Below are 21,462 nucleotides of genomic sequence, written 5' to 3' on the forward strand. Positions count from 1 at the left end.
TATACAAAATGTACTATAATAACATAGAAAAACGTTACAAAGATAGGAGGGATTAAGCATGAAAAAGATTAACAAAAGTTATTCAAATGAAGTGGCAAATGCTAATTGTTTTTTTAAGAAAAAAAAGCATGGAACTGTTTTAGGAAAAGAACAGGTTATGGCTCAGGTTGAAGCTGGCATGCCACAGAATATGACACCACTTGCACCAGTACCTTTTACTAAAAAGTAGGCTTAAGTGGTTAATAAAGGTCCCGTTATTGGGACCTTTTATTTTTGAAATATATAAGTAGGTTAAGTAGGAGAAAGAATTGGTAATAGGGATAATAGATTCAGGAATTAATAAAGAAGCACTTGGTAATTGGAATGTTAAACAGTATAGGGTATATCAGGGAAAAGTATATGAAGAAAAGGCAACAGACTACTATGGACATGGAACGGTAGTGTTTGATGTTATTAGAAAATGTATTCAATCAAAAGAAAAGCATGAGATTATATCATTGTGTCCAGGAATAAATAAGAAGGGAAGAATAGAACAATCTATAGATTCTACAGATATTGCTAAGGCTATAGAATTAGCGATGGAAAATGGATGCAATGTAATAAATATTAGTATGGGAACTTTTAATATATATAATCATAGAAAGTTATATGATGTATGCAAAAATGCAAAAAAAAGAAATGTAAAGATATTTTGTGCAAGGTCAAATGGATATGAACCAGCTATTCCTTGGGCGTCAGGAGATGTATATAAGGTTAGGGAAAAAGACAGTAATACCCAAATTGAAATAATCAATGAAAATGGAATTCAAGAAATAGTCACACCAGCCTATACTAATTACTATCACAAAGGAGAAAATACAGAACTAATTAGTGGAAATAGTTTTGCATGTGCAAGAATAACAGGATTATTCTGCAATGAACTCATAAATGGAGGAAATGAAATACGTAATATCATAACTAAATATAATGGAGCAGAAGTTAAAATAATTGATGAAAAGTTTCAATTTCGAAAAAAAAGAATAAGAATGAACAAGGTAGTGCTGGTTTCTTTTAGTAAAGAAATGCATGGATTAATTTTAGAAAAAAATAATTTACAATACGATATTGTAGGGATTGTTGATTCAGCAAAAAAAGGAACAATAAATAGAGATGTGGGAGATTTGTTGAAAATAGAAAAAACAGGACTAAGGATTACAAACAGATTAGATAAAATAACGTTTGATTATGATACATTAATAATAGGTTATTTAAAAGAAATATCTAGAGTAGATGAGTATTTTTTGATGGAAAATATATTAAGGGAAAATCTGAAAAATAGAAAAGCTAATGTATATAGTTTTTTACCCATACCAAAAGAATGGCAGAAGATTTATGAAAAAGAGGGAATAAAATTTGAAACATCTCCAGTAGTAGATAAAAGAGAGTTGAAACGAATCGAAAGGGCAATTCCTTGTGATTTTAAAAGCACAAAACCTGTAATTGGAGTTTTTGGAACTACATCACAAATTGGTAAATTCACAATGCAATTGAGAATGAAGGAGATTTTTGAAAAGAGAAAAATAAAGGTATTTCACTTGTCAACGGAACATCAAGCATATTTGCTAGGAGCTGATGTGGTTTTACCTGATGGATATGATTCTATTGAGAACGCAAATATTTCATATAATGATAAAATGAAGTTTTTAAGAAAAGCTATAACATATTCAGAGATAAATTCGGATTGTGATATGGTTTTAGAAGGTACACAAGCTGGAATATTGCCTAGCGAACTTTATATGTGGGATTTTATGTTTAACGGGAGCTTTTTGGATGCAACAAAGCCAGATTTAGGTGTATTAGCAGTTAATCCCTTAGGGAATAAAGAAATAATAAGAGACACAATAGATGTGTTAAGAGCTGGATTTAGGTGTAAGACTATAGCTTTAACGTTCCCAGATAAATTATATAAAAAAAATAAATACGGAATTAGTGTGAAATCAAAAATTTCATTTGAAGAACAAGTGGAAATAGCACGAAAAATGTCCGAAGAGTTCGGTGTTATGTCAGGGTGCATAATGGATGATGAATTTGTGAAAGAAGTGGTTGATGAAATTATAACAATTTGTTCATAAAGGCAAGGGAGTTAAATAATGATAACTATAGAATATGGTACTTATAAATTAATAAAGAAAATACGTAGAGATGAAAAGATTTTTATTAGAGTTTGTAACGATGAAATTGTAGAAACAGACGAAAAAAAAGCAAATATTATAGTCTACAAAAGAAAAGGCAGTTATTATTGTAGCTTTTTAGCAAATAAAATAATTGTAAACAATATACAATATGAAGACACAGGGGCTATTATTGTTTCAGAGGGTATAAATGTAAAAGGGTTTAAATATGAGTTAGATATTTATACCGAAAAAAAAATAAATATAAAAAATGTAGTTTTGCCATTTGGTACACCTGAATATTGTACATATCCAAAATTTACTGCAATGCAGGGTATTTTGAAAGGATATGATAAAGAAAAAAATTGGTTATATAATAACTATATTCAATTGTGGGCTGATAAGTTTATAGTGTCTCCAGAATATTGGTTTGATTTTAAATATGAAAATGAAGCTGATGAAGATAATTTTGCTAATTGTATTATCCAAAAGGAAAGAGGAGATTATAAAGATGAAAGGAATATAATTAGCATAATTAAGGAATATATAGAAAATAAAATATATTTTTTCCCATCGGTTGACATGTTGTATATTGATAAATGGTGGGAAGGGAAAAAAGAGAGATGGCATCATGTTCATCAAATAATTGTGTTTGGATATAATGATGAAGAAGAAATATTGCATATTGCAGATTTTTTTAACGGAAAATATCAAAGGACGACTGTAAGCTATGAACAATTTGAGAAGGCTTTTTTTGAAAACAGTAAAGGGACAAGCAACCAGGAAGGAAAGTTCTCTAAGGATGTTTTGCTTAAATATACAAATAAAGAAGAAAAAATTAATATTAGTAAAATTTCCAATGATATAAAAGAATTTATTGAATGCTCAGATACAAGATCGTATAACTTTTTAAATATTTGCAAGCAAGGCATGGTTTATTATGGAATGGATGCATTGGAAGAAATTAAGAAATATTTATATAACTGTATGTTTGATAATAAAAAAATTGATATTCGACCGATACAAATAATATATGAGTTTAATGCAATAATGGAAGAACGTATGCGATATTTGAAGTTTAAGGAGTTAATAGAACTAAATGAAAATGACGTAGTGTTATTAAAGAGATGTAAAATAGTTAGCCAAATTGTAAGAAATTTAGTAATTAAACTAAATTCGTATCAAGATGTATCGTATGCAGATATACTAGAAAAGTATGCAGAATTAATGATATTAGATGAAAAGATGTTGCATAAAATATATTATGTTTTAACAGGTGAGAAGTGTGAAAAAAAATATAAAAATCATGAAGAATCATATACAAGTTTATCTGACATAAAATATGATGAAATTGTACAAAAACTAAAACCATTTAAAAAACTAAAAGAATATAGAACTTTTAAGTATCATGACATAGCAATATTTCCATATTTGGATGAATTACAAGGAAAGTTTGGGAGAGGACAGGTGGTTGATAATGCTTTTGATGACAATACAATAAGTTATTGGATAAACAAGTATTCAAGCATTAGTGCATTGCAAATGATTTGTGATGATTTTTTCCCGTACAAAACCGAACTGTTAGTAATATACGAGTATAAAGAAAATTATGTTATACGTTATGGCTTTTGTAACAATCATATATCAGGAATTAAAGAATGTGTTTTTATAGATATAATAAAATATGATAGTGGTATACCGGTTTTGTTTACAAGACTGGAAAGGGGTAATAAAAAAATAATTGGAAAATTTGAAGTATGTAACAAAAAAATATGTTTATGCAAATATGAAATAATTCGTACAGAAGAAGTGGTAAAAAAATACACTGATAGATATATATATTCAGGAAAAAACGTTAAACAGGTAATTAGAGAATATGATAATAATGAAAGGGAAAGTATATATCCTTTATATGGTGAAAAAAATATTGACTTTTATCAATTTAAGCATGAACTAATAGAAGGGGTAAAAAAAGTTTTTTATGAAAACCCAAAAAGATTAAAAGAAATAAGACTAGACATATGTACTAATAGAATAAAAGTTATGATTATTTATGAAGATAATTCTAAACAGATAATATTAAAAAGTATTTTTAACGGATATGTATTAGACAGCTATTTTAATAAAAAAATAGAAATGGTGTCATATGAAATCGCTAAAGAGTTATATGAAAGTGGAAGATTATTAGAAAAAGAAAAAGAAGAAGGTTGGAAAATAATTATTGAAAAAGAAGGAAAATTTATAAAGGAATATACATGTCCACAAGACAGTGAAATGAAATATTTCATGAGTAGATAAAGGAGAAAGAGGAGTAGTGGAAAAATTTGATTTCGAAAAATTTAGAGAATTAGATTCATTGGAATCTATGGAATATATTGTAAAATATGAGAAAAAAACAGGTAGACAATTTTCTGAAAAGGAAATATATAATTTGTATAATTGTGAAGAGGAACACTTTTTCTTTAGAGAAAGAAATATCAAGGACATAATGAAAATGAAATTTTGTAGATATATTACATATGTTGTGAAAAATGAACAGAGTTATGTATCGGCATTTGTAAGAGAATTTGTTATGAGAAAAAACGAAATAGTTATATTTGGAATTACTGAAGAAGAAAAAGAGGGATTGCTTAAATTTTCGAAAGCAGGAATAGAAATTGACAACATATTAAATAACATAGAGCTTCAAAAATATTCATCTGTACTATTTGTTGGTAATGCAAGACTTATAACTAATTCGGAAAAAATGTGTAAGTTATATTATGCAAAATATAAAAAGAAAAGTACGGGGGATGTTGTTGCGGTAAGTATTGATGAAAAAATATGATGACGTACATATAAATATAGTGTTAGAAATGATAAATCGTAGAATGAAAATAATAAAAAAGGAAATAAAATTTTTAAATAATATAATTTTAAAGGAAGCAAAAATATATTACATATATATGATATTAGGACTTTTACTTGGTATTGCTGATCCATTTATTGAAATATATGGTACGAAATGGTTGGTGGATGAAATAGCAAGTGTGAATAGAAGTAATAAGGAGATAGTTCGGATTGTTTTATTTATAATATTAAGTGAGTTTTTTGTGGAATTATTGAGTAAAATTATATCTAATGCAAAAGGAATTTGTGTCGATAAATTTAATAGAAGAATTAGATTGATGATTAATGACACAAGTATGTATTTGAAATATGAAGATACAGAAAATCCAGTAATATTAGATAAGCAAAAAGCTGCAGTAGACGGATATTTCAAGGTTGGTGTCAGTGGGATCTTTGAGTATGTTTCAAATGTGATTTCAAGCGCTATATTAATACCTACGATGACATATATAGTTTTCAGATATTCTTTTTTTGTATTACTATTAGTAATTATTGATGTAATTGTTTCGGTAATTATAAATGGTAAAAACATTAAATTAAATTATTCTTTTTTTGAGAAATCAATTCCGACTCAAAGGGCATATGATTATTTTACTCATAAAATAGTATCGCAACAGTATGGAAAAGTTATACGTTTGTATGGAGCTGGCGAATTCTTTTTAAATAAAAATGATAATTTTGCAAAAAAAATAATAGCTCTCAGTCAGAATAACACAAAGTCTATATGGAAATATAATAAATTGGAAAGTTTGATATCTTACTGCATATTAGGAGGTCAATATGCAATTGCTACCTACTATATTGTCAAGAAAAAGATAAGTATAGGAACGTTTTCAAGTCTTTTAATAACAATTACATCTCTTAATTCTTCTATTAAAGGAATTTTTAACAGTATTCAGTCTTTAAATTATAATTTTGATATATTAAATAATACCATTGAGTATTTGGACGAAGTTAGGATAGATAAGAAAGAGAGTATAGAAAGAAAAGTATCTCAATATGATATAGAGTTTAGGCATGTATGGTTTAAATACCCTAATACACAAGAATATATTCTTAGAGATGTGAATGTTAAAATTTTGCCTGGGGAATGTGTAGCAATTGTTGGTAAAAATGGAGCTGGTAAAACAACATTTATTAAATTACTTTGTAAGTTTTATGAAGTGAACAAAGGAGAAATTCTTATAAATGGAAAGAATATTAATGAATACGAGAATTCAGAGTACGTGCAACTTTTAGCAGTAGTATTCCAAGATTTCAAAATTTTTGCATTTTCTGCATATGAAAATATTTGTTTTAGTAGTGATTGTACAAAAATAAATAATGTATATGAAGCTTGTATTAAAAGCGGAATTAATGAAAAGTTTGATAAGTTGGATACAGGATTGAATACAAAATTATACAAAATGTTCGATGAAAATGGAATAGAATTATCTGGTGGTGAAGCACAAAAAGTTGCAATTGCAAGAGCTTTGTATAAAAATGCACCGATTGTAATTTTAGATGAACCTACTGCAGCACTGGATCCGATTTCAGAGGCGGAGTTGTTTGAAAAAATAAATGAAATGACAGATGGAAAAACTGCTATATATATATCGCATAGGTTATCATCTTGTAAATTTTGCGATAAGATAATAGTTTTTGATCAAGGCAAGATTGTTGATCAAGGAACGCATAAAGAATTAATGAGGAATAAATACGGAATATATTACGATATGTATAAAATACAATCAGAGTATTATCAATAATGAAAGGAGCAAAAGTGAAAAAAAAGTTACATATAGATGCGGAAAATCCAATTATAACAGAGTGTTGGAACTTTTGTAGATTAGCTGTGGCGCTCTCCGAAAATAATATGAAATGGTATGTTGAAAAATTTTGGGACATAAATATATATGATGGGTTTATTGCATTTTATTATGAAGTTGATTTAGACAATAGAGCGATGCCAGATTATGATGAGGTGTTAAAAACTGAAAGTCTTATATATAAAAATGATATTATTTCTCAAGTAGAAGAAACATTAGATAGAGGAGGATATCCAATCATATTTATTCATAATGAAAAAGTACTTCTTAAAGATCATGAAATTTTGATATATGGATATGACAATAAAAAAGAAAGAGTATATTGCATGGTATATGTAGGACAACCAATTTATTGGAAAAAGGCAGAGTATTCATACGAAGAATTGAAAAGATACTTTAAAGAGGAGTTAGATATTTTAAAAGAAGATGACGATATGTTTTTATATTATAAGGAATTTGGATATCCAGCATTAGCTGTTTTCAGAAAAGAAATGTCAGATAGAAAGATTAATTTAATTTCTATATATAAAATAATTTTGAAAATGTTATATTCGGGTTATAAAGGAGCAACTGGAGTAAAACTTTATCATTCAGAGGACCAAAGGTGGGTTGAAATACATAGAGGAATTGAAATATATAAAATGTATTACGAAAGCTTGCCTGAACAACTTTGTAAAGATAAAAAATATTTGGAAAAAAACTATAATGTAATAAAGTCTATTTATAAAATATGCGAGAGCAAAAAAAATATTAGAAAAAAGATAACATATTTGATAGATAAAAATTATATTCCAGATGTGTCGGATTTGATTTGTCAGTTGAACTTATTATGCAAATATTTAACAAATGCAAGATTATTGTTAGAGAAGTATCAAATAAGTGGAGAAGAAAAAGTAATAAGAAAAATGGCAAATAACATGCAAATAGCTGAAATTATAGACAAGAGTTTTATGGAACAATTTGCGCAAATATTAAAAAGAGAGATAAAAAAAGAAATATAAAAGAAAGTATGGAGGTAACGAATGAACTATAAAGGATTAAAAAGAATATTTGATGAGATTATAGGAATGGTCATAGATGAGGAAGATTATTACGATGAAATTGGTTTAGAATCAGTGTTTTTAATACAATTTTATTCCAAAATAGAAGATTTAATGTCATATTCATTTACAGAGGAAGACTATATGGAAATAAATTATGAAGGGACTGTAAAAGAAATGCTAGATTCTATACTAAGTGTTTTGAAAAAGTAAAGATGGAAAGAAAAGAGTATTCAGTAATTAACAACTTTTTTTATTCGATAAAAAAAGCAAATATGATTGATAGAGTGTTTGTTATTCTTTTGGTTATGCAGGGATTTTGCTGGGGAGAAATTCCAATCATTGTATCATATATTTCAAAAAAAATATTAGATTTGCTTTCTAGGCAAAAAGATTGGTACGATATTATTATTGTTGTTTCTTTTGGAATAATAATAATGTTGGCGCTTGATTTGATACAAAAAAAGATTGAATATTCAACTTTTTTGAGAAAGATGAATATAAAATTTTTTTTAGTAAGAAAAAGAGTGGAACATAATATAAGTACGAATTATGTAAATCTAGAAAATAAAGATTATTTAGACATGATGGACAGGGCAAGGGTTGCTTCTGAGGAAGAAAAAGATGGTTTTAGTGCTGTATATAATAATATAATATGTTTGAGCCGAAATATATTAACAATTAGTATTACAATTAGTACGGTTGCATTAATAAATCCAATTATATTGATTTTATTATTTATGTTTAGTGTATGTGAATATTTTGTATTAGAACACACAAAAAAAGAAAATAAAAGAAAGTATACGGATGCTATGACACCGATGTGGCGAAAATTGGGATATTTAGATGGAATTACAAATGATTTTGAGTATGCAAAAGATATTAGAATAAATAGTGCACAGTCTTTTTTGAAAGAGAAAAGTGAAGAAGTAAATAAGAAAGCACATATTATTACAAAAAACATGTATAAAAGATGGATTCGTTCTGAAACATTAATGGCATTATTTTCGATGATGCAAAATGTATGCATTTATGCGTGGGTAATTTGGGCTGTTATTTATAATAATTTGAGTGTTGGAAGTGTTGTGTTTTATATAGGTATCACAACATTGTTTAATGAAAACATTATTCAACTGTTTGATGTTGTTGCGGACTTGCAAAGAGTCAGTATAGAGATAAATGATTATAGGTATATCGAAGAAATAGATGAAATGCTGGTAAGTGAAAATATATCTAATACTAAAATAGATATAAACAACATAGAGTTGGAATTTAAAAATGTAAGCTTTAGATATCCTGGACAGAAGGAAAATAGTATTTCTAATTTGAATTTGAAAATAAATTCAGGAACAAAATTAGCTATTGTAGGTGGAAATGGTGCAGGAAAGACAACTTTAATTAAACTTCTCACGAGATTGTATGAGCCAAGTGAGGGAGAAATATTAATAAATGGTAAAAATATAAAATCATATCCGAGGGATTTGTATTTTAAAATGTTTTCTGTGATTTTTCAAGATAAAGATATATTTGCTTTGTCTTTACAGGAAAATGTAACTTTAAGTGATATGACTAAAAGTAACAATAGAAAAGTGAAGAAAAGCCTTAATGATGTAGGATTAGCTTATAACTCTAAGATTTTTCAAAACAGCTTAGATACACAAATATTAAAAATATTTAATAAAGAAGGGATTGATTTGTCAGGTGGCCAAAGACAAAAAATATTGATGGCAAGAGCCTTGTATAAAGAGGCTCCGATTATAATTCTAGATGAACCCACAGCAGCTTTAGACGCAATTTCAGAGGATAAGTTATATAAGTCTTTTGCGAGGGTATCAAATGGAAAAATGACTTTATTTATTTCACACAGATTAGCTAGTACGCGCTTTTGTGATGAAATAATTTTTATGGATAAAGGGAGAATTGTAGAGAAGGGAACGCATAATGAATTAATAAAGAGAGAGAGTAGATATAAAGAAATGTTTGAGACACAAGCGCAATATTATATAGAATAAATATATTACAGTATAATCCTAGTAAACAAAATATATAAGAGTATTGAATAATTTATTGAATAAAGGTAAAATAAAAAGACGTGAAAAAAAGAAGGGTGAAAGTATTTTTATGGATAGATTTGATAACGCACCAGTTGGTATATTTGATTCCGGAGTTGGAGGATTAACTGTTGCGAGAGAAATAGCAAGACAGATTCCAAATGAAAGTTTTGTATATTTTGGGGATACAGCAAGAGTTCCTTATGGAAGCAAGTCAAAGGAAACAATAATTAGATATTCCCGCCAAATTGTTAGATTTTTACAGACAAAGAAGGTTAAGGCAATTGTTGTTGCCTGTAATACAGCCAGTGCTTTTGCATTAGATACAATTGAGAAAGAATTGGATATTCCTGCAATAGGCGTTGTAAAGCCGGGAGCAAAGAGTGCCGTTGAGAATACAACTAATAAACGAATCGGAATTATTGGAACAGAAGGAACAATTAATAGTGAGTTATATACACAGTACATTCATAGCATTGATCCGGAAGTTACAGTTTTTGGAAAAGCATGTCCCCTTTTTGTACCATTAGTTGAAGAGGGAATGTTACATGATCCGGTTACTGATGAGATTACAAGACGATATCTTGATGAAATGAAGGAAAAAGATATAGACAGTTTGATTTTAGGCTGTACTCATTATCCACTATTAAGAAGCACAATCAGGAAAATAATGGGTGAGGGGGTTAATTTAGTAAACCCTGCCTATGAAACAGCCATTAGTTTAAAGAAAATGTTAAAAGAAAATGGTATAAGTGCTGAAAATAATGCAAAGCCACATTATGAATTTTATGTAAGTGATGCGGCTGAAAAGTTCAGAACATTTGCTAATTCAATTATGCCGTTTGAAATTGACGAAACAAACAGAATTAATATTGAAGAATATTAATTCCATGCAATGAGATTAAAGTTTAAGGAAATGTAATATGGATGAGAATGTAGTAATTAAAATTTCAGGATTACAGATAGTTGAAAATACAGGTGATAATGTTGAAGTAATTGCGAAAGGCAGGCATTACTTAAAAAAAGACAAACATTACCTACTATATGAAGAATATGAAAATGACGAAAACACAAAGACAAGCAATATGATTAAGTTTAACAATGATATTGTTGAAATTACAAGAAAAGGTCAGGTAGATGGAAAACTGATTTTTCAGGAGAACCAGAAGAAGCAGTCATTGTACAGCACTCCTATGGGAGATTTGTTAATTGAGGTCCTTACCAAGGAAATAGAGGTTAGCGATGATGACGATGATGTGAATTTAAAAATCAAGTATCAGATTCATGTGGATGGAAACAAAGTTTCTGATAATGAAATTGATATTAGTGCCATGCACAGTTAAGAAAAGTTGAAATCTTGAGGATAGATAGCAGGGAATGTAGTTATGTATCATTTGAAGATTTCAACTTTTTTGATTTGTTTTCACGTATACTTTCATTTCTGTTTCCGACTCTATCTACGTTTTCTATTTCGTGATCCTATCTCTATTTAACTCTATTTCCTTTTAGCCTGATTATGTATACTCATTTACGTTTCTATTACTATATATTTTATGTTAAATCAAAAATCTAATATTTCCACATTATCTGTTAAAATTTGAGATAAAATCGTTTTTAAGACATTATATAGGAGTATGCAAAAAATTAAGGAGGATATACTATGAAAAAAGTATTAAGCTATTTGATGGCAATAGCTTTAATCGTTACCAGTATTTCATTTGTTGGTACCGATAAAGTAAGTGCTCATCAAAAGTACACAACCAAAGGTTTGGTTATTGACACATCATTAGTGCCGCAGGATTCTAATATCTCAGTTAAGAACAAAGACGGCAATGAAGATTTTGTTAATGTTTCAAGTGACTTAAACACATTGACAGTAACAGGTAAAATATCTAAACTTGGACTTTACGAAGAAGTTGAACCTTCATATATTTTGGATAAGAAGGTTACTTATTCTGTAGACAATTCAAAAGTTGCTACAGTAGGTGAAAGCGGAAAAAGTTTAACAACTCTTTCTCAAGGGTAGATTTAGATTTCACATCATATGATGAAGAAAACAAAGATTTCAGTGTGCATTAAACAAGAAATTCACTAAATCTGTAAAAACAGTTACTACTTCAAAATTATCTTACAAGTTTAAAAAGCTTAAGGCTAAGAAGAAGTACTATGTAAGAGTACGTGGAATAAACGGTAAGGTAAAGGGACCATGGAGTTCTGTTAAGAAGGTAATTATTAAGAAGTAGCTAAAAATAACCGGATATAATTGGTATAATCGGTAATCAGCTAAAATATAAGTATACAAAAACATAATAAATTATGTAAATGTAAAGAAAATATATCCATTGTAAAATGCCAAAAGCAATTTGCATACGATTGTAATAATGTATTAAGCAAAGAATATATGATTAAAATAATAGGGAAGCGTAAAGCTTCCCTAAAACAAAAAATAAGCTACATTGAAATATTAATTCGATGTAGCTTATTTTTATTAATGTAATGAGAAAAACCTTCAAAATTTCTTATTACATTAAAACTATTCTATTTATTCTTTCTTCCAAAACGTTTCTTCTTCTTTGGAGCTTCATAAACAGGTCCGCGGATTCTTTTAAATGATGTGATGTAAATTCCGCTAACTCTTGCTTTAACTTCCTGCTTAGGAAGAATTGTTTCGTAAACCTTTGCATCAGCAATAAGATTCATAACTCTAGGACCGGCTTTAACCTTTACAATAGGTAATTTAGCACGTCTTGCATACTTAGGTGTCTGCTCTAAAACAATACTAGGAAGTCCTGCATCTTTTAACTTCAGTTTCTTTTTATCTAGAACGTATAAACTAATTAACTGTGAGTTTTCCTGCATAGTTTTCTGCTGCTCTGCCTGCTTCTTTTCTGCTTTTCTTCCAATAAAATATAGCGCTATAACGGCAATCAAAAGAATTACTACGATTACAATAAGTGCAATTGATAGTCCGCTTAGAGCTAACAATGGTGAAATGTTATTCATTTTGTACCTCCATATAAACTAATCTTGTGATATTCTATCATTTTATCACTTAATTGACAACATTAACGAAGAATAAACATAAATAAACGTTCCACTAGGAATGCACCCTGATGCAAAAAGAAAATAGTTGCGGGAGGGCACGCATTGGGTGCGTAGAATGTCACAAGCAATATTCTTTGTCCTAAAACAATCTCTGAATCAAACAAGAATGATGAAAAAATAATCTGTTTTGTAAATTGATTACTGATTTGATAAAATTCGAACCTGTTCCTTAACAATAGAAGGAAGCTGCTTTTGTCCTGCTCTGTCTAACTGGTCAGTATAGATAGGTTTGCCAAAAGTAACAATAACCTTCGAGGACTTGATTCGTGGCTGCTGCTTTTCGAAAATATTATATGTTCCCTGAATCCCTACAGGAACAACAGGGCATTTTGCCTTAGTGGCAATCTTAAAACTACCTTCCTTAAATTCTCCAAGTTTGCAGTCTTTTGAACGTGTGCCTTCAGGAAAAAGAAAAATTGATATACCATTTCTAATCATGTCAGCAGCATTAAGTACCGATTTTAAACCGGCACGTGGATCTTTTCTGTCTAAAAAGATGCAGTTTACAAAATACATCCACCAACTTAAAAATGGAACCTTCTTAATTTCCTTCTTTGCTATATAACCTGTAGGTCGCTTCATTAAAGGGTATGTGACAATAATATCGTAGAAACTTGTATGATTACCTACGAACAATACTGCCTGGTCTTTTGGAATATTTTCATAGCCATGTACCTCCAGTTTGACTCCTGAAATAAGCTGAACTATTCTTAAGCCAAAGTTGACAAAAGCAAGGCTGCTTTTATTGCGGGCATTCATATTAAATCTTTCTAAAATTAATTCCAATAATTGAATAGGTAAAGAGACAATAAAATATACAATTAAAAAAACAAGTAAAATAATTAATCTTATCATAAAAACTCCTTTGTAGAAATATTATTATAAATATGTACAACCTGGTACTCCCGTATACAAATATGTTTCATACATAAATTAACGGCATTGTAGTAGATTCTACATATTAAATAATGTTACCACAATATTTAATAAATAAAAAGATTCGAAGATTAAAAGGTCAGTAATACTTCGCTTGTATACTTATATTATGTATATACCGGCAGATTACTATGTTTGCCCTCCGCCTTTATTCTAACATAAATACGGGAAGGATTTTTGACACGGTAATTATAATGAGATGTTTGGTGAAATTATACAGTATTTTACCAAAGAAATTGTAAAAAGTAATAGAAACACTAATAAAAACATTTTTATTTATTGAATTGGGTACATGTTCGTGCTATAGTAACATTAAATAGCGAGTAGTTCGCGTTTTTATTAAGAGGAGGAAATAAAATGAAAGCATTAAAGAGATTTACAGCTGTAGTAGCTTCACTTGCACTTACAGTTGGTATGTGTGTTAGTGTATTCGCAGGATCTACATGGGGAGATTACATTGGATTCGATGGCAAGCCAGGACACACATGGTACGAAGCAGCAGATGGTAAATTTACACAGAACTCAGATACATCATGGACATGTAAGATGAAGACAATCGGTTGGGGTGGTGTCTGGGGATGCCAGGTATTCCAGGATGCAAAAAAGGGCAACGGCAAGGTTGACATTAAGAAAGGTCAGGAATACAAATTACAGTGTACATTAAAGTCAAGCGACATGGATAAGTGGGTTGTAGTTAAGGTTGCAACAAAAGAAAACATTGCATTTGCAAAGTGGGTTAAGTTAAAGAAAGGTCAGAACACTACAATTAACGAAACATTCACAGCTAAGTGTGATGCAACATCTATCTACTTTGGTTTAGGTGGAGACTTTGGTGATAGAGCTGATGAAAAAGATTTATATACATACGCTGAAGGTGGCGCTAAATCAATCAGTGATGGTAATGGTGATGCAGCTGGTAAGGGTACAACAATTACATGTACAGGATACTCACTTGAATCAACAGCAGCAGCTGCACAGACAGCAACAACAGCAGCAGCCGGACAGGGTACACAGTCAGGTCAGACTGGTACAGTTAGCACAGCTCCTAGCACAGTAGCAACTGGTGACTTCACACCAATCGCTTGTGCAGCAGCAGCCGTAGTAGCAGCTTCAGTTATCGTTGTATTCGCTAGAAAAAGAGAAAACAACTAATTAAGAACTTAACTTAATACAATAATAAAAAGAAGATTTGCTTAATCCCTTTTTGGATGGCAAATCTTCTTTTTTTGAGCAATAGGTATTTATATTGCATAAAAAATTCACTTTAAAGATTGTCAAAATAACAAAAAATAAAATAAATTAAAAAACATTTCAATCCTAGTAAATATAGGCAATTAAGCTTTTATGTAAAGCAGAAAAAGATGAGCAAAAAGTATCAAAACTCCCTGAACTGCCCATTATATGGTAATTGTTAATAAATTAACAATAAAAACGAACCAACTATAGTTTCAAAAATGTGAACATTTTATGTAAACAGAAAAGAACTGTTGTTAAAATAGTACAATAAAAAAGAACCTAAAATCGTTTTTTATTGTTGATTTGTACATATTGTTGTGATAAAATCGTTATTAAGGAAGTCACTATGTGAATTCTAGTGTAGGTGAAAGAATTTTTTCAATAAGGAGGAGAATAAAATGAAAAAATTAGGCCGTAAAGCATTAGCTTTATCACTAACAGTTGTTATGGGAACATCAATGTTATTAACAGGATGTGGCTCAGGTAGCTCAGATGGAAAGGACGGAAGTGTTGATAGTCCAAAAGATTTAGGAGTTACAACAGGATTGAATGCTGATACAAAGGGCGACATTTCAATTATGGTATGGTCAGGTGATGGAAAGTATTACGAAGATATCGGAAACCCTGACAGCACAGCTGGTAAGAAATTATCAGATGCAAAGAACATTACAGCAAGTAACGTTGCACAGGTATATGCAGTAGCTCAGAAGTTCCATGAAGCATATCCTAACATTAAGATTAATCTTTGGTCAAAGAGCGGTGACCCAGATCAGTACAATACAGCAACTTGGGAAGAAGAAATGGAAAACTTCAAGGCTAAGTATGGTAAGTACCCTGATATTTGGGCTTCAACAGATGTTACATCAGATGTTAAGAAAGGTTTAGTTGCTGACTTATCAGTTTACAAAGATGATGAAACATATAAGTCATACAATAAATCTCTTATGGATAAGTTAAACTATTATGGATTCCAGGCTGGTATTCCATCATACACAATCCCTTGGGGTGTTTGGGTTAACAAGTCTTTAGCAGAAGATAACAACATTAGCGTTCCAGATCCAGATTGGACAATTGATGAATTTACAAGATTTGTCACAAAGGCTGATGATAAGACATTCTGGGGAATTAAAGCAATTCCTGGAACAATCATCAACATTGGAACAGAAGCAATTGCAAGAAACATTACTAAGGAAAACAAAGTTGATTTAAATAATGAAGAAGTTAAATCATTATTAAGTTACATTCCTAAGTGGTCAGACCACACAATCGATTCTGCAGAAGGTTCAGGTGCCTTAACTAAGGAAATCGTTCAGGAAAGCAAGGCTTATACATGGTACTACTTCACAAACAACAGAACATTAGTTAACACAACAGATCCTTGGTTCTTAACAGCAGGCGCTGATAAATCAGCAAAGGACAGCGATGCATACATCGACGCTGCTGATTGGGATTATTATCCATTCCCATCAACTAAGTATACAGAAAACAGCGTTAAGATCGTTATGGATCCAATGTGTATACATAACTACGCACAGGATGATGGAAACACAGAATGGAGCAAGGCAGAAACACAGAAGAGAGATGTAGCTTACACATTCGCATCATTCTGGACAGCTTCAACAGTAGCAAAGAAAGCAATTTATGCTCAGAAGTTCTCTGAAAACGGAGAAATGAAACTTGCAGCTGGAGATTCTTTCCCAGTTGTAACAGGCAAGGCTTATGATGAACAGATGAAATTATGGAACAGCATCGATGCTCATAAACTTTACAAAGACAAAGCAGGATTCCAGGAAGTTCTTAAGATTTGGAAAGAAGGCAAGAACACAGTTGTTGACTATGGCGATGCATGTGAAAAGTGCTGGACTAAGTCAGTTACTGAAAACGGAGAAAAGAAAGATACATTATATGAATGGAATCATAATGGTGATGAACAGGTAGTTGGAGCATGGCCTGGAGATAAGGATTGGGCTGATAATGTTAAGGCTAAACTTTCAGATTGGAATTCAACAATTAACAAACGTATTGATAAAGCTCAGACACAGCTTAAAGATGCTTTAAAGAAATACTATAATATTGAGGCTAAATAGTAATTACTAATTAATTATTATAAACATAAGAGCGGAACTGCCGTTAAAGTAGTTCCGCTTTTGTGAAAAAGGGAAAGGACAACAATGAAAAAGAAGATTACTACTATTATAATAGCTATAGTTTGTATCGTTGTTGCTGCACTTGTTTTAACACAATTTGTTTTCAAAACAGAAACATCACATATCAAAGATGTAGATAGTAACACTTTTGAAAAAGCATATAATTTACTTTCTACAGCTTATCTAAGCGATGGAGAAGAAGCAGAAGTTTACTACACCGATTTCATAAAGAAGAACACAACAATTGGTGAAGGAACTCATGTTGCTAGTTTGAAAGACGGAATTGATGCTAATAAGTTCTATAACAATAAGAAGAAAGACAGCACTGATGACACAACGCCAAAGGCTGTTACAAACTATAATTCAACAATGACTGAATTGAATTATAATGATAAGGCTGAATATACAGTCAAAGTAGATAAAGAAGGTTTATATTATTTGAACCTTGATTACATTTCTATTGGCGAATCATTGTCTGATTATACTGTAAAACTTGCAGTAAATGGAAAGCAACAGTATTCAGAAATGAACACTATTGCATTACCAATCATATGGGCAGATGAAGACACAAAAACATATGTAGGTAGTGATAAGAAAAAGAGTTTTCCATTAGATAGTTATGGCGATGAAATAGCACCAAGTCAGAATAGAGTTCAGGAATGGACAAATACATATTTATACAATAATACATACGTTTCAAGCTCACCACTTTCATTCTATTTTAAAAAGGGTGTTAATAAGATTACAATTGAAAACGTTTCATCAAGTGGTTTGGCAGTTGGTAAGCTTCAGGTAGAAGCTGGCAAAGACAATACTAAGTCATATAAGGAATACGCATCAGAACATAGCAATGCAGAATTAGTAAAAGATAGTGCCGATGCATTACAGGTTGATGCAGTATACTATACTAAGAAAAATTCAACTGATGCAGTATATGGATCAGAAACAAAATCTTCACTTACAAGATTCAACATAGATAAAGAAAAATTGAATACATTACAGTGGAATGCAGCAGGTATTGAAGTTACATATACTATTAATGTAAAGAAAGCAGGTAACTATAATCTTACTTTCCATTACGATAATGGAAAGAAGGAATTTGATTCTTTTGAGACAATTAAGATTGACGGAGAAGTACCTTTTAGCGAACTTTATAACTACGCATTCGCACCAGTTTCATCAGGTTACGCTAATGAAACATTATCAGACAAAGATGGTAATGCATATAGCATTTATTTAACAGAAGGTAAGCATACAATTTCTATTAAGCAGGAAAACCAGCCTGTAATGGAAGCTTACAGATATGCATTATTACTTCAGCAGCACATTACTGATTTTGAATTGGAAATCAAAAAGATTACAGGTAGTGATGTTGACACACAACGTAACTGGAAGATGACAAAATATATACCGGAAATTCCAGAATATTTAAAAGCATATAAGACAGTAATTCAGCATATTAGATATATTCTTCAGGATTATTCACCTAATGGAAACTCAAGTGCGGTGCTTACATATTTAGATGAAGCGGAACAGTTCATTAAAGATATGCAGAAATATCCTGATGAAATTGCTTTGCACACAGCTGACTTAACGGGAGCTAATAACTCTATCTTAGTTTCATTAAGTAATTTCACAACAGAAGTTACAGCAAATGAATTTACTTTAGATAGAATTTATGTAACTGCTGATAAAGGACAGATTGAAAAGCCAAATTCATCAGCAGGTAGCTCAATGTGGACATCAATTAGAACATTGGTAAATACATTTACATCTGATAAATATGCTACAGGAGCAAGTCAGGACAGCAAGACTTTAACTATTTGGGTAAATAGAGCTATCACTCATGTAGATTTGTTACAGAAAATGGTAGATACAGAGTTTGTTCCTTATTACAAAGAAAAAACAGGAAAAGACATTAAGGTTAAAGTTTCTACAATGCCTGATGTTGCAAAATTAACATTGGCTATTGCAGCGAAAGAAACACCTGACGTAGCATTAGGACTTATGTCTTATGTACCTTTTGATTTGTCAAGTCGTGGTGCTTTATATGATTTAACAAAGTTCGATGATTTCTGGACAGTGGCAAGAAGATTCCCAACAGGATCTTTTGTATCATACGTATACAATGAAGGTATGTATGCAATTCCTGAAACAACAGACTTTAACGCTATAGTTTACAGAACCGACATTTTTAACAACTTAGGACTTAAAGTTCCAAGTACATGGAATGAATTAATAGATATTTTACCAACATTACAGAGATATGGTATGAACTTCTACCATAACATTGCATTAGGTACAACAGGTTACAAGTGGTTCTACCAGACATCCCCAATGATTTTACAGAATGGTGGAGAATTATATACTCAGGACGAAAACGGACTTGTTACAACAGGTATTGATTCTAAGAAATCTGTAAAGGGATTGTCATTGTTAGGTAACTTATTTACAAAGTATTCACTTGAAACATCAGTACAGACCTTCTTTAACTCATTTAGATATTCAACTGATCCAATTGGTATTATTGGAATGGAAGATTATACATTGATTAACAATGGAGCAAAAGAATTGCAGGGCAAATGGGCTATCGCTCCATATCTTGGAACAGAACAGGAAGATGGTAGCATTGACAGAACATTCGTTGCAAATGGTACAGGTGGAGCAATTTTCAAGACTTCAAATAAGAAAGATGAATCTTGGGAATTCTTAAAATGGTGGACAAGCAAAAAAGTTCAGACAGAATATACTTATACATTACGTTCATCTTATGGTAAGACATTCTTCTGGTTATCAGCTAACAAGGCGGCATTACAGAATAACCCAATGGATGAAGCTGATAAGAAGGTTATTACTGAACAGCTTGACTATGTAACAGACGTTACAAGAACACCTGGTCAGTACCTATTAGAAAGAACAATTTCTAATATTTGGACAACAATGGTATTCGACGGAATAGCCGGTCAGGTAGCTGTTGATGAAGCTAAGAATGATGTTAACAAGGAAATCGTACGTAAGATGCAGGAACTTGGATATTATGACGAGAACGAAAAAATGGTTAAGAAATTCAAACTTCGTGGATACGATTGGATAAAAGAAAATCAGGATAAAGCGAAAACTAATCCGGAAGAGGAGGTAAGCAAATAATGAGTAGTGCAGCTGCAGCAGTAGAGAAAACAGCCACAAAGCCAAAAGGCGGTAAAAAATTCTACCAGACTGAAGGATTTAGATCATTTTTACTTTTACTTCCTTACGGATTGCTATTCTTTACATTTATATTATTGCCAATACTTATAGCTATTGGTTTATCATTTACATACTTTGACGTTATTAATATGCCAAAGTTTGCAGGGTTAACAAACTACATTACTCTTTTTACAGGTGATGAAGTTTTCATGAAATACGTTTTACCTAACACTGTACTTTACGCTATTGTAGTTGGTATTGGTGGTTATGTATTATCGTTTATTATGGCATGGATTCTTGCTCAGGTTACTCCAAGAGCAAGAACACTATATGCTTTAGCAATGTACACACCTTCATTGTCAGGTCAGATTATGATTCAGGTTATCTGGAAAACAATCTTCTCAGGTGACCAAAGTGGTCTTGCTAACGCATGGTTACAGAAATTAGGCTTTATAAATCAGCCTATTCAGTGGTTAATATCATCTGACTACTTTATGCAGATTATGATATTCATATCATTATGGTCATCAATGGGTATCGGTTTCTTATCCATGTTATCAGGTATTATGAACATAGACCAGGAATTATATGAGGCAGCTTATGTGGATGGTATCAAAAACAGAGCCCAGGAAATTATTTATATTACAGTCCCATCAATGAAACCACAGATGTTATTCGGTGCGGTTATGTCAATTGTAAACGCATTTAACATGGGCTGGATTGGTGTAGCGTTGGCAGGTGCAAACCCAACACCTGATTATTCGGGTCAGTTGATAGCCAACCATATTGATGATTACGCGTTCGTTCGATACGAGATGGGTTACGCAGCTGCAGTATCAGTTGCACTTCTTGCATTGGTATGGGTATGTAGTAAAGTAGCAAACACATTATTTACAGAGAAAGAAGAATATTAG

Annotated in this window: 17 protein-coding genes; 15 read left to right on the forward strand and 2 right to left on the reverse strand. The window is 30.9% G+C overall.

The window, feature by feature from the left end:
* Positions 1-58: 58 nt before the first annotated feature.
* The 11 genes from DW006_RS12040 to DW006_RS08070 all read left to right on the forward strand — a co-directional run bounded on the left by DW006_RS12040 (position 59) and on the right by DW006_RS08070 (position 11,964).
* Positions 59-229 carry a hypothetical protein gene (locus tag DW006_RS12040; RefSeq protein ID WP_158561093.1) on the forward strand — a complete coding sequence of 57 codons (171 nt, stop codon included), beginning with the start codon at positions 59-61 and terminating at the stop codon, positions 227-229.
* 79 nt (positions 230-308) lie between these two features.
* On the forward strand, positions 309-2,111 hold the full coding sequence (locus tag DW006_RS08025; protein ID WP_117999799.1) for a S8 family serine peptidase: 1,803 nt from the start codon (positions 309-311) through the stop codon (positions 2,109-2,111).
* Positions 2,112-2,129: 18 nt separating this feature from the next.
* Positions 2,130-4,448, forward strand: a complete 2,319-nt coding sequence (locus DW006_RS08030) for a hypothetical protein (RefSeq protein WP_117999800.1) — start codon at positions 2,130-2,132, stop codon at positions 4,446-4,448.
* A 16-nt stretch (positions 4,449-4,464) separates the two neighbouring features.
* On the forward strand, positions 4,465-4,977 hold the full coding sequence (locus tag DW006_RS08035; protein WP_117999801.1) for a hypothetical protein: 513 nt from the start codon (positions 4,465-4,467) through the stop codon (positions 4,975-4,977).
* On the forward strand, positions 4,964-6,787 hold the full coding sequence (locus DW006_RS08040) for an ABC transporter ATP-binding protein (RefSeq protein ID WP_117999802.1): 1,824 nt from the start codon (positions 4,964-4,966) through the stop codon (positions 6,785-6,787). Before DW006_RS08035 ends, DW006_RS08040 begins: the two co-directional genes overlap by 14 nt.
* A 197-nt stretch (positions 6,788-6,984) precedes the next feature.
* Complete coding sequence (locus tag DW006_RS08045) at positions 6,985-7,848, forward strand: hypothetical protein (RefSeq protein ID WP_147337642.1); 864 nt, start codon at positions 6,985-6,987, stop codon at positions 7,846-7,848.
* A gap of 21 nt (positions 7,849-7,869) precedes the next feature.
* A complete protein-coding gene (locus DW006_RS08050; protein ID WP_117999804.1) occupies positions 7,870-8,100 on the forward strand; it encodes a hypothetical protein in 231 nt (76 codons plus the stop codon).
* 2 nt (positions 8,101-8,102) lie between these two features.
* Complete coding sequence (locus DW006_RS08055) at positions 8,103-9,899, forward strand: ABC transporter ATP-binding protein (RefSeq protein ID WP_117999805.1); 1,797 nt, start codon at positions 8,103-8,105, stop codon at positions 9,897-9,899.
* Positions 9,900-10,008: 109 nt separating this feature from the next.
* Positions 10,009-10,824 carry a glutamate racemase gene (gene murI, locus DW006_RS08060; protein ID WP_117999837.1) on the forward strand — a complete coding sequence of 272 codons (816 nt, stop codon included), beginning with the start codon at positions 10,009-10,011 and terminating at the stop codon, positions 10,822-10,824.
* Positions 10,825-10,861: 37 nt separating this feature from the next.
* Positions 10,862-11,281 carry a DUF1934 domain-containing protein gene (locus DW006_RS08065; RefSeq protein ID WP_117999806.1) on the forward strand — a complete coding sequence of 140 codons (420 nt, stop codon included), beginning with the start codon at positions 10,862-10,864 and terminating at the stop codon, positions 11,279-11,281.
* Between the two features lie 317 nt (positions 11,282-11,598).
* Positions 11,599-11,964 (forward strand): hypothetical protein, encoded by a 366-nt coding sequence (locus DW006_RS08070; protein WP_117999807.1) that lies wholly within the window; start codon positions 11,599-11,601, stop codon positions 11,962-11,964.
* A gap of 512 nt (positions 11,965-12,476) precedes the next feature.
* Here DW006_RS08070 and DW006_RS08080 read toward each other — a convergent pair.
* Both DW006_RS08080 and DW006_RS08085 read right to left on the reverse strand, forming a co-directional pair.
* Positions 12,477-12,941, reverse strand: coding sequence for a hypothetical protein (locus DW006_RS08080; protein WP_117999808.1), 465 nt, complete (start codon positions 12,939-12,941; stop codon positions 12,477-12,479).
* A 240-nt stretch (positions 12,942-13,181) separates the two neighbouring features.
* The gene (locus tag DW006_RS08085; RefSeq protein ID WP_117999809.1) at positions 13,182-13,898 is read right to left on the reverse strand and encodes a lysophospholipid acyltransferase family protein; all 717 of its coding nucleotides are present in this window, start codon (positions 13,896-13,898) and stop codon (positions 13,182-13,184) included.
* Between the two features lie 438 nt (positions 13,899-14,336).
* Between DW006_RS08085 and DW006_RS08090 the strand changes: the two genes are divergently transcribed.
* The 4 genes from DW006_RS08090 to DW006_RS08105 all read left to right on the forward strand — a co-directional run bounded on the left by DW006_RS08090 (position 14,337) and on the right by DW006_RS08105 (position 21,462).
* Complete coding sequence (locus tag DW006_RS08090) at positions 14,337-15,131, forward strand: hypothetical protein (protein WP_117999810.1); 795 nt, start codon at positions 14,337-14,339, stop codon at positions 15,129-15,131.
* A gap of 482 nt (positions 15,132-15,613) precedes the next feature.
* On the forward strand, positions 15,614-17,302 hold the full coding sequence (locus DW006_RS08095) for a hypothetical protein (RefSeq protein WP_117999811.1): 1,689 nt from the start codon (positions 15,614-15,616) through the stop codon (positions 17,300-17,302).
* Between the two features lie 84 nt (positions 17,303-17,386).
* Positions 17,387-20,509, forward strand: a complete 3,123-nt coding sequence (locus tag DW006_RS08100; protein WP_117999812.1) for an extracellular solute-binding protein — start codon at positions 17,387-17,389, stop codon at positions 20,507-20,509.
* The gene (locus DW006_RS08105; protein WP_117999813.1) at positions 20,509-21,462 is read left to right on the forward strand and encodes a sugar ABC transporter permease; all 954 of its coding nucleotides are present in this window, start codon (positions 20,509-20,511) and stop codon (positions 21,460-21,462) included. Before DW006_RS08100 ends, DW006_RS08105 begins: the two co-directional genes overlap by 1 nt.

The organism is Eubacterium sp. AF36-5BH (assembly GCF_003460505.1).
Taxonomy (GTDB): Bacteria; Bacillota; Clostridia; order Lachnospirales; family Lachnospiraceae; genus Eubacterium_G.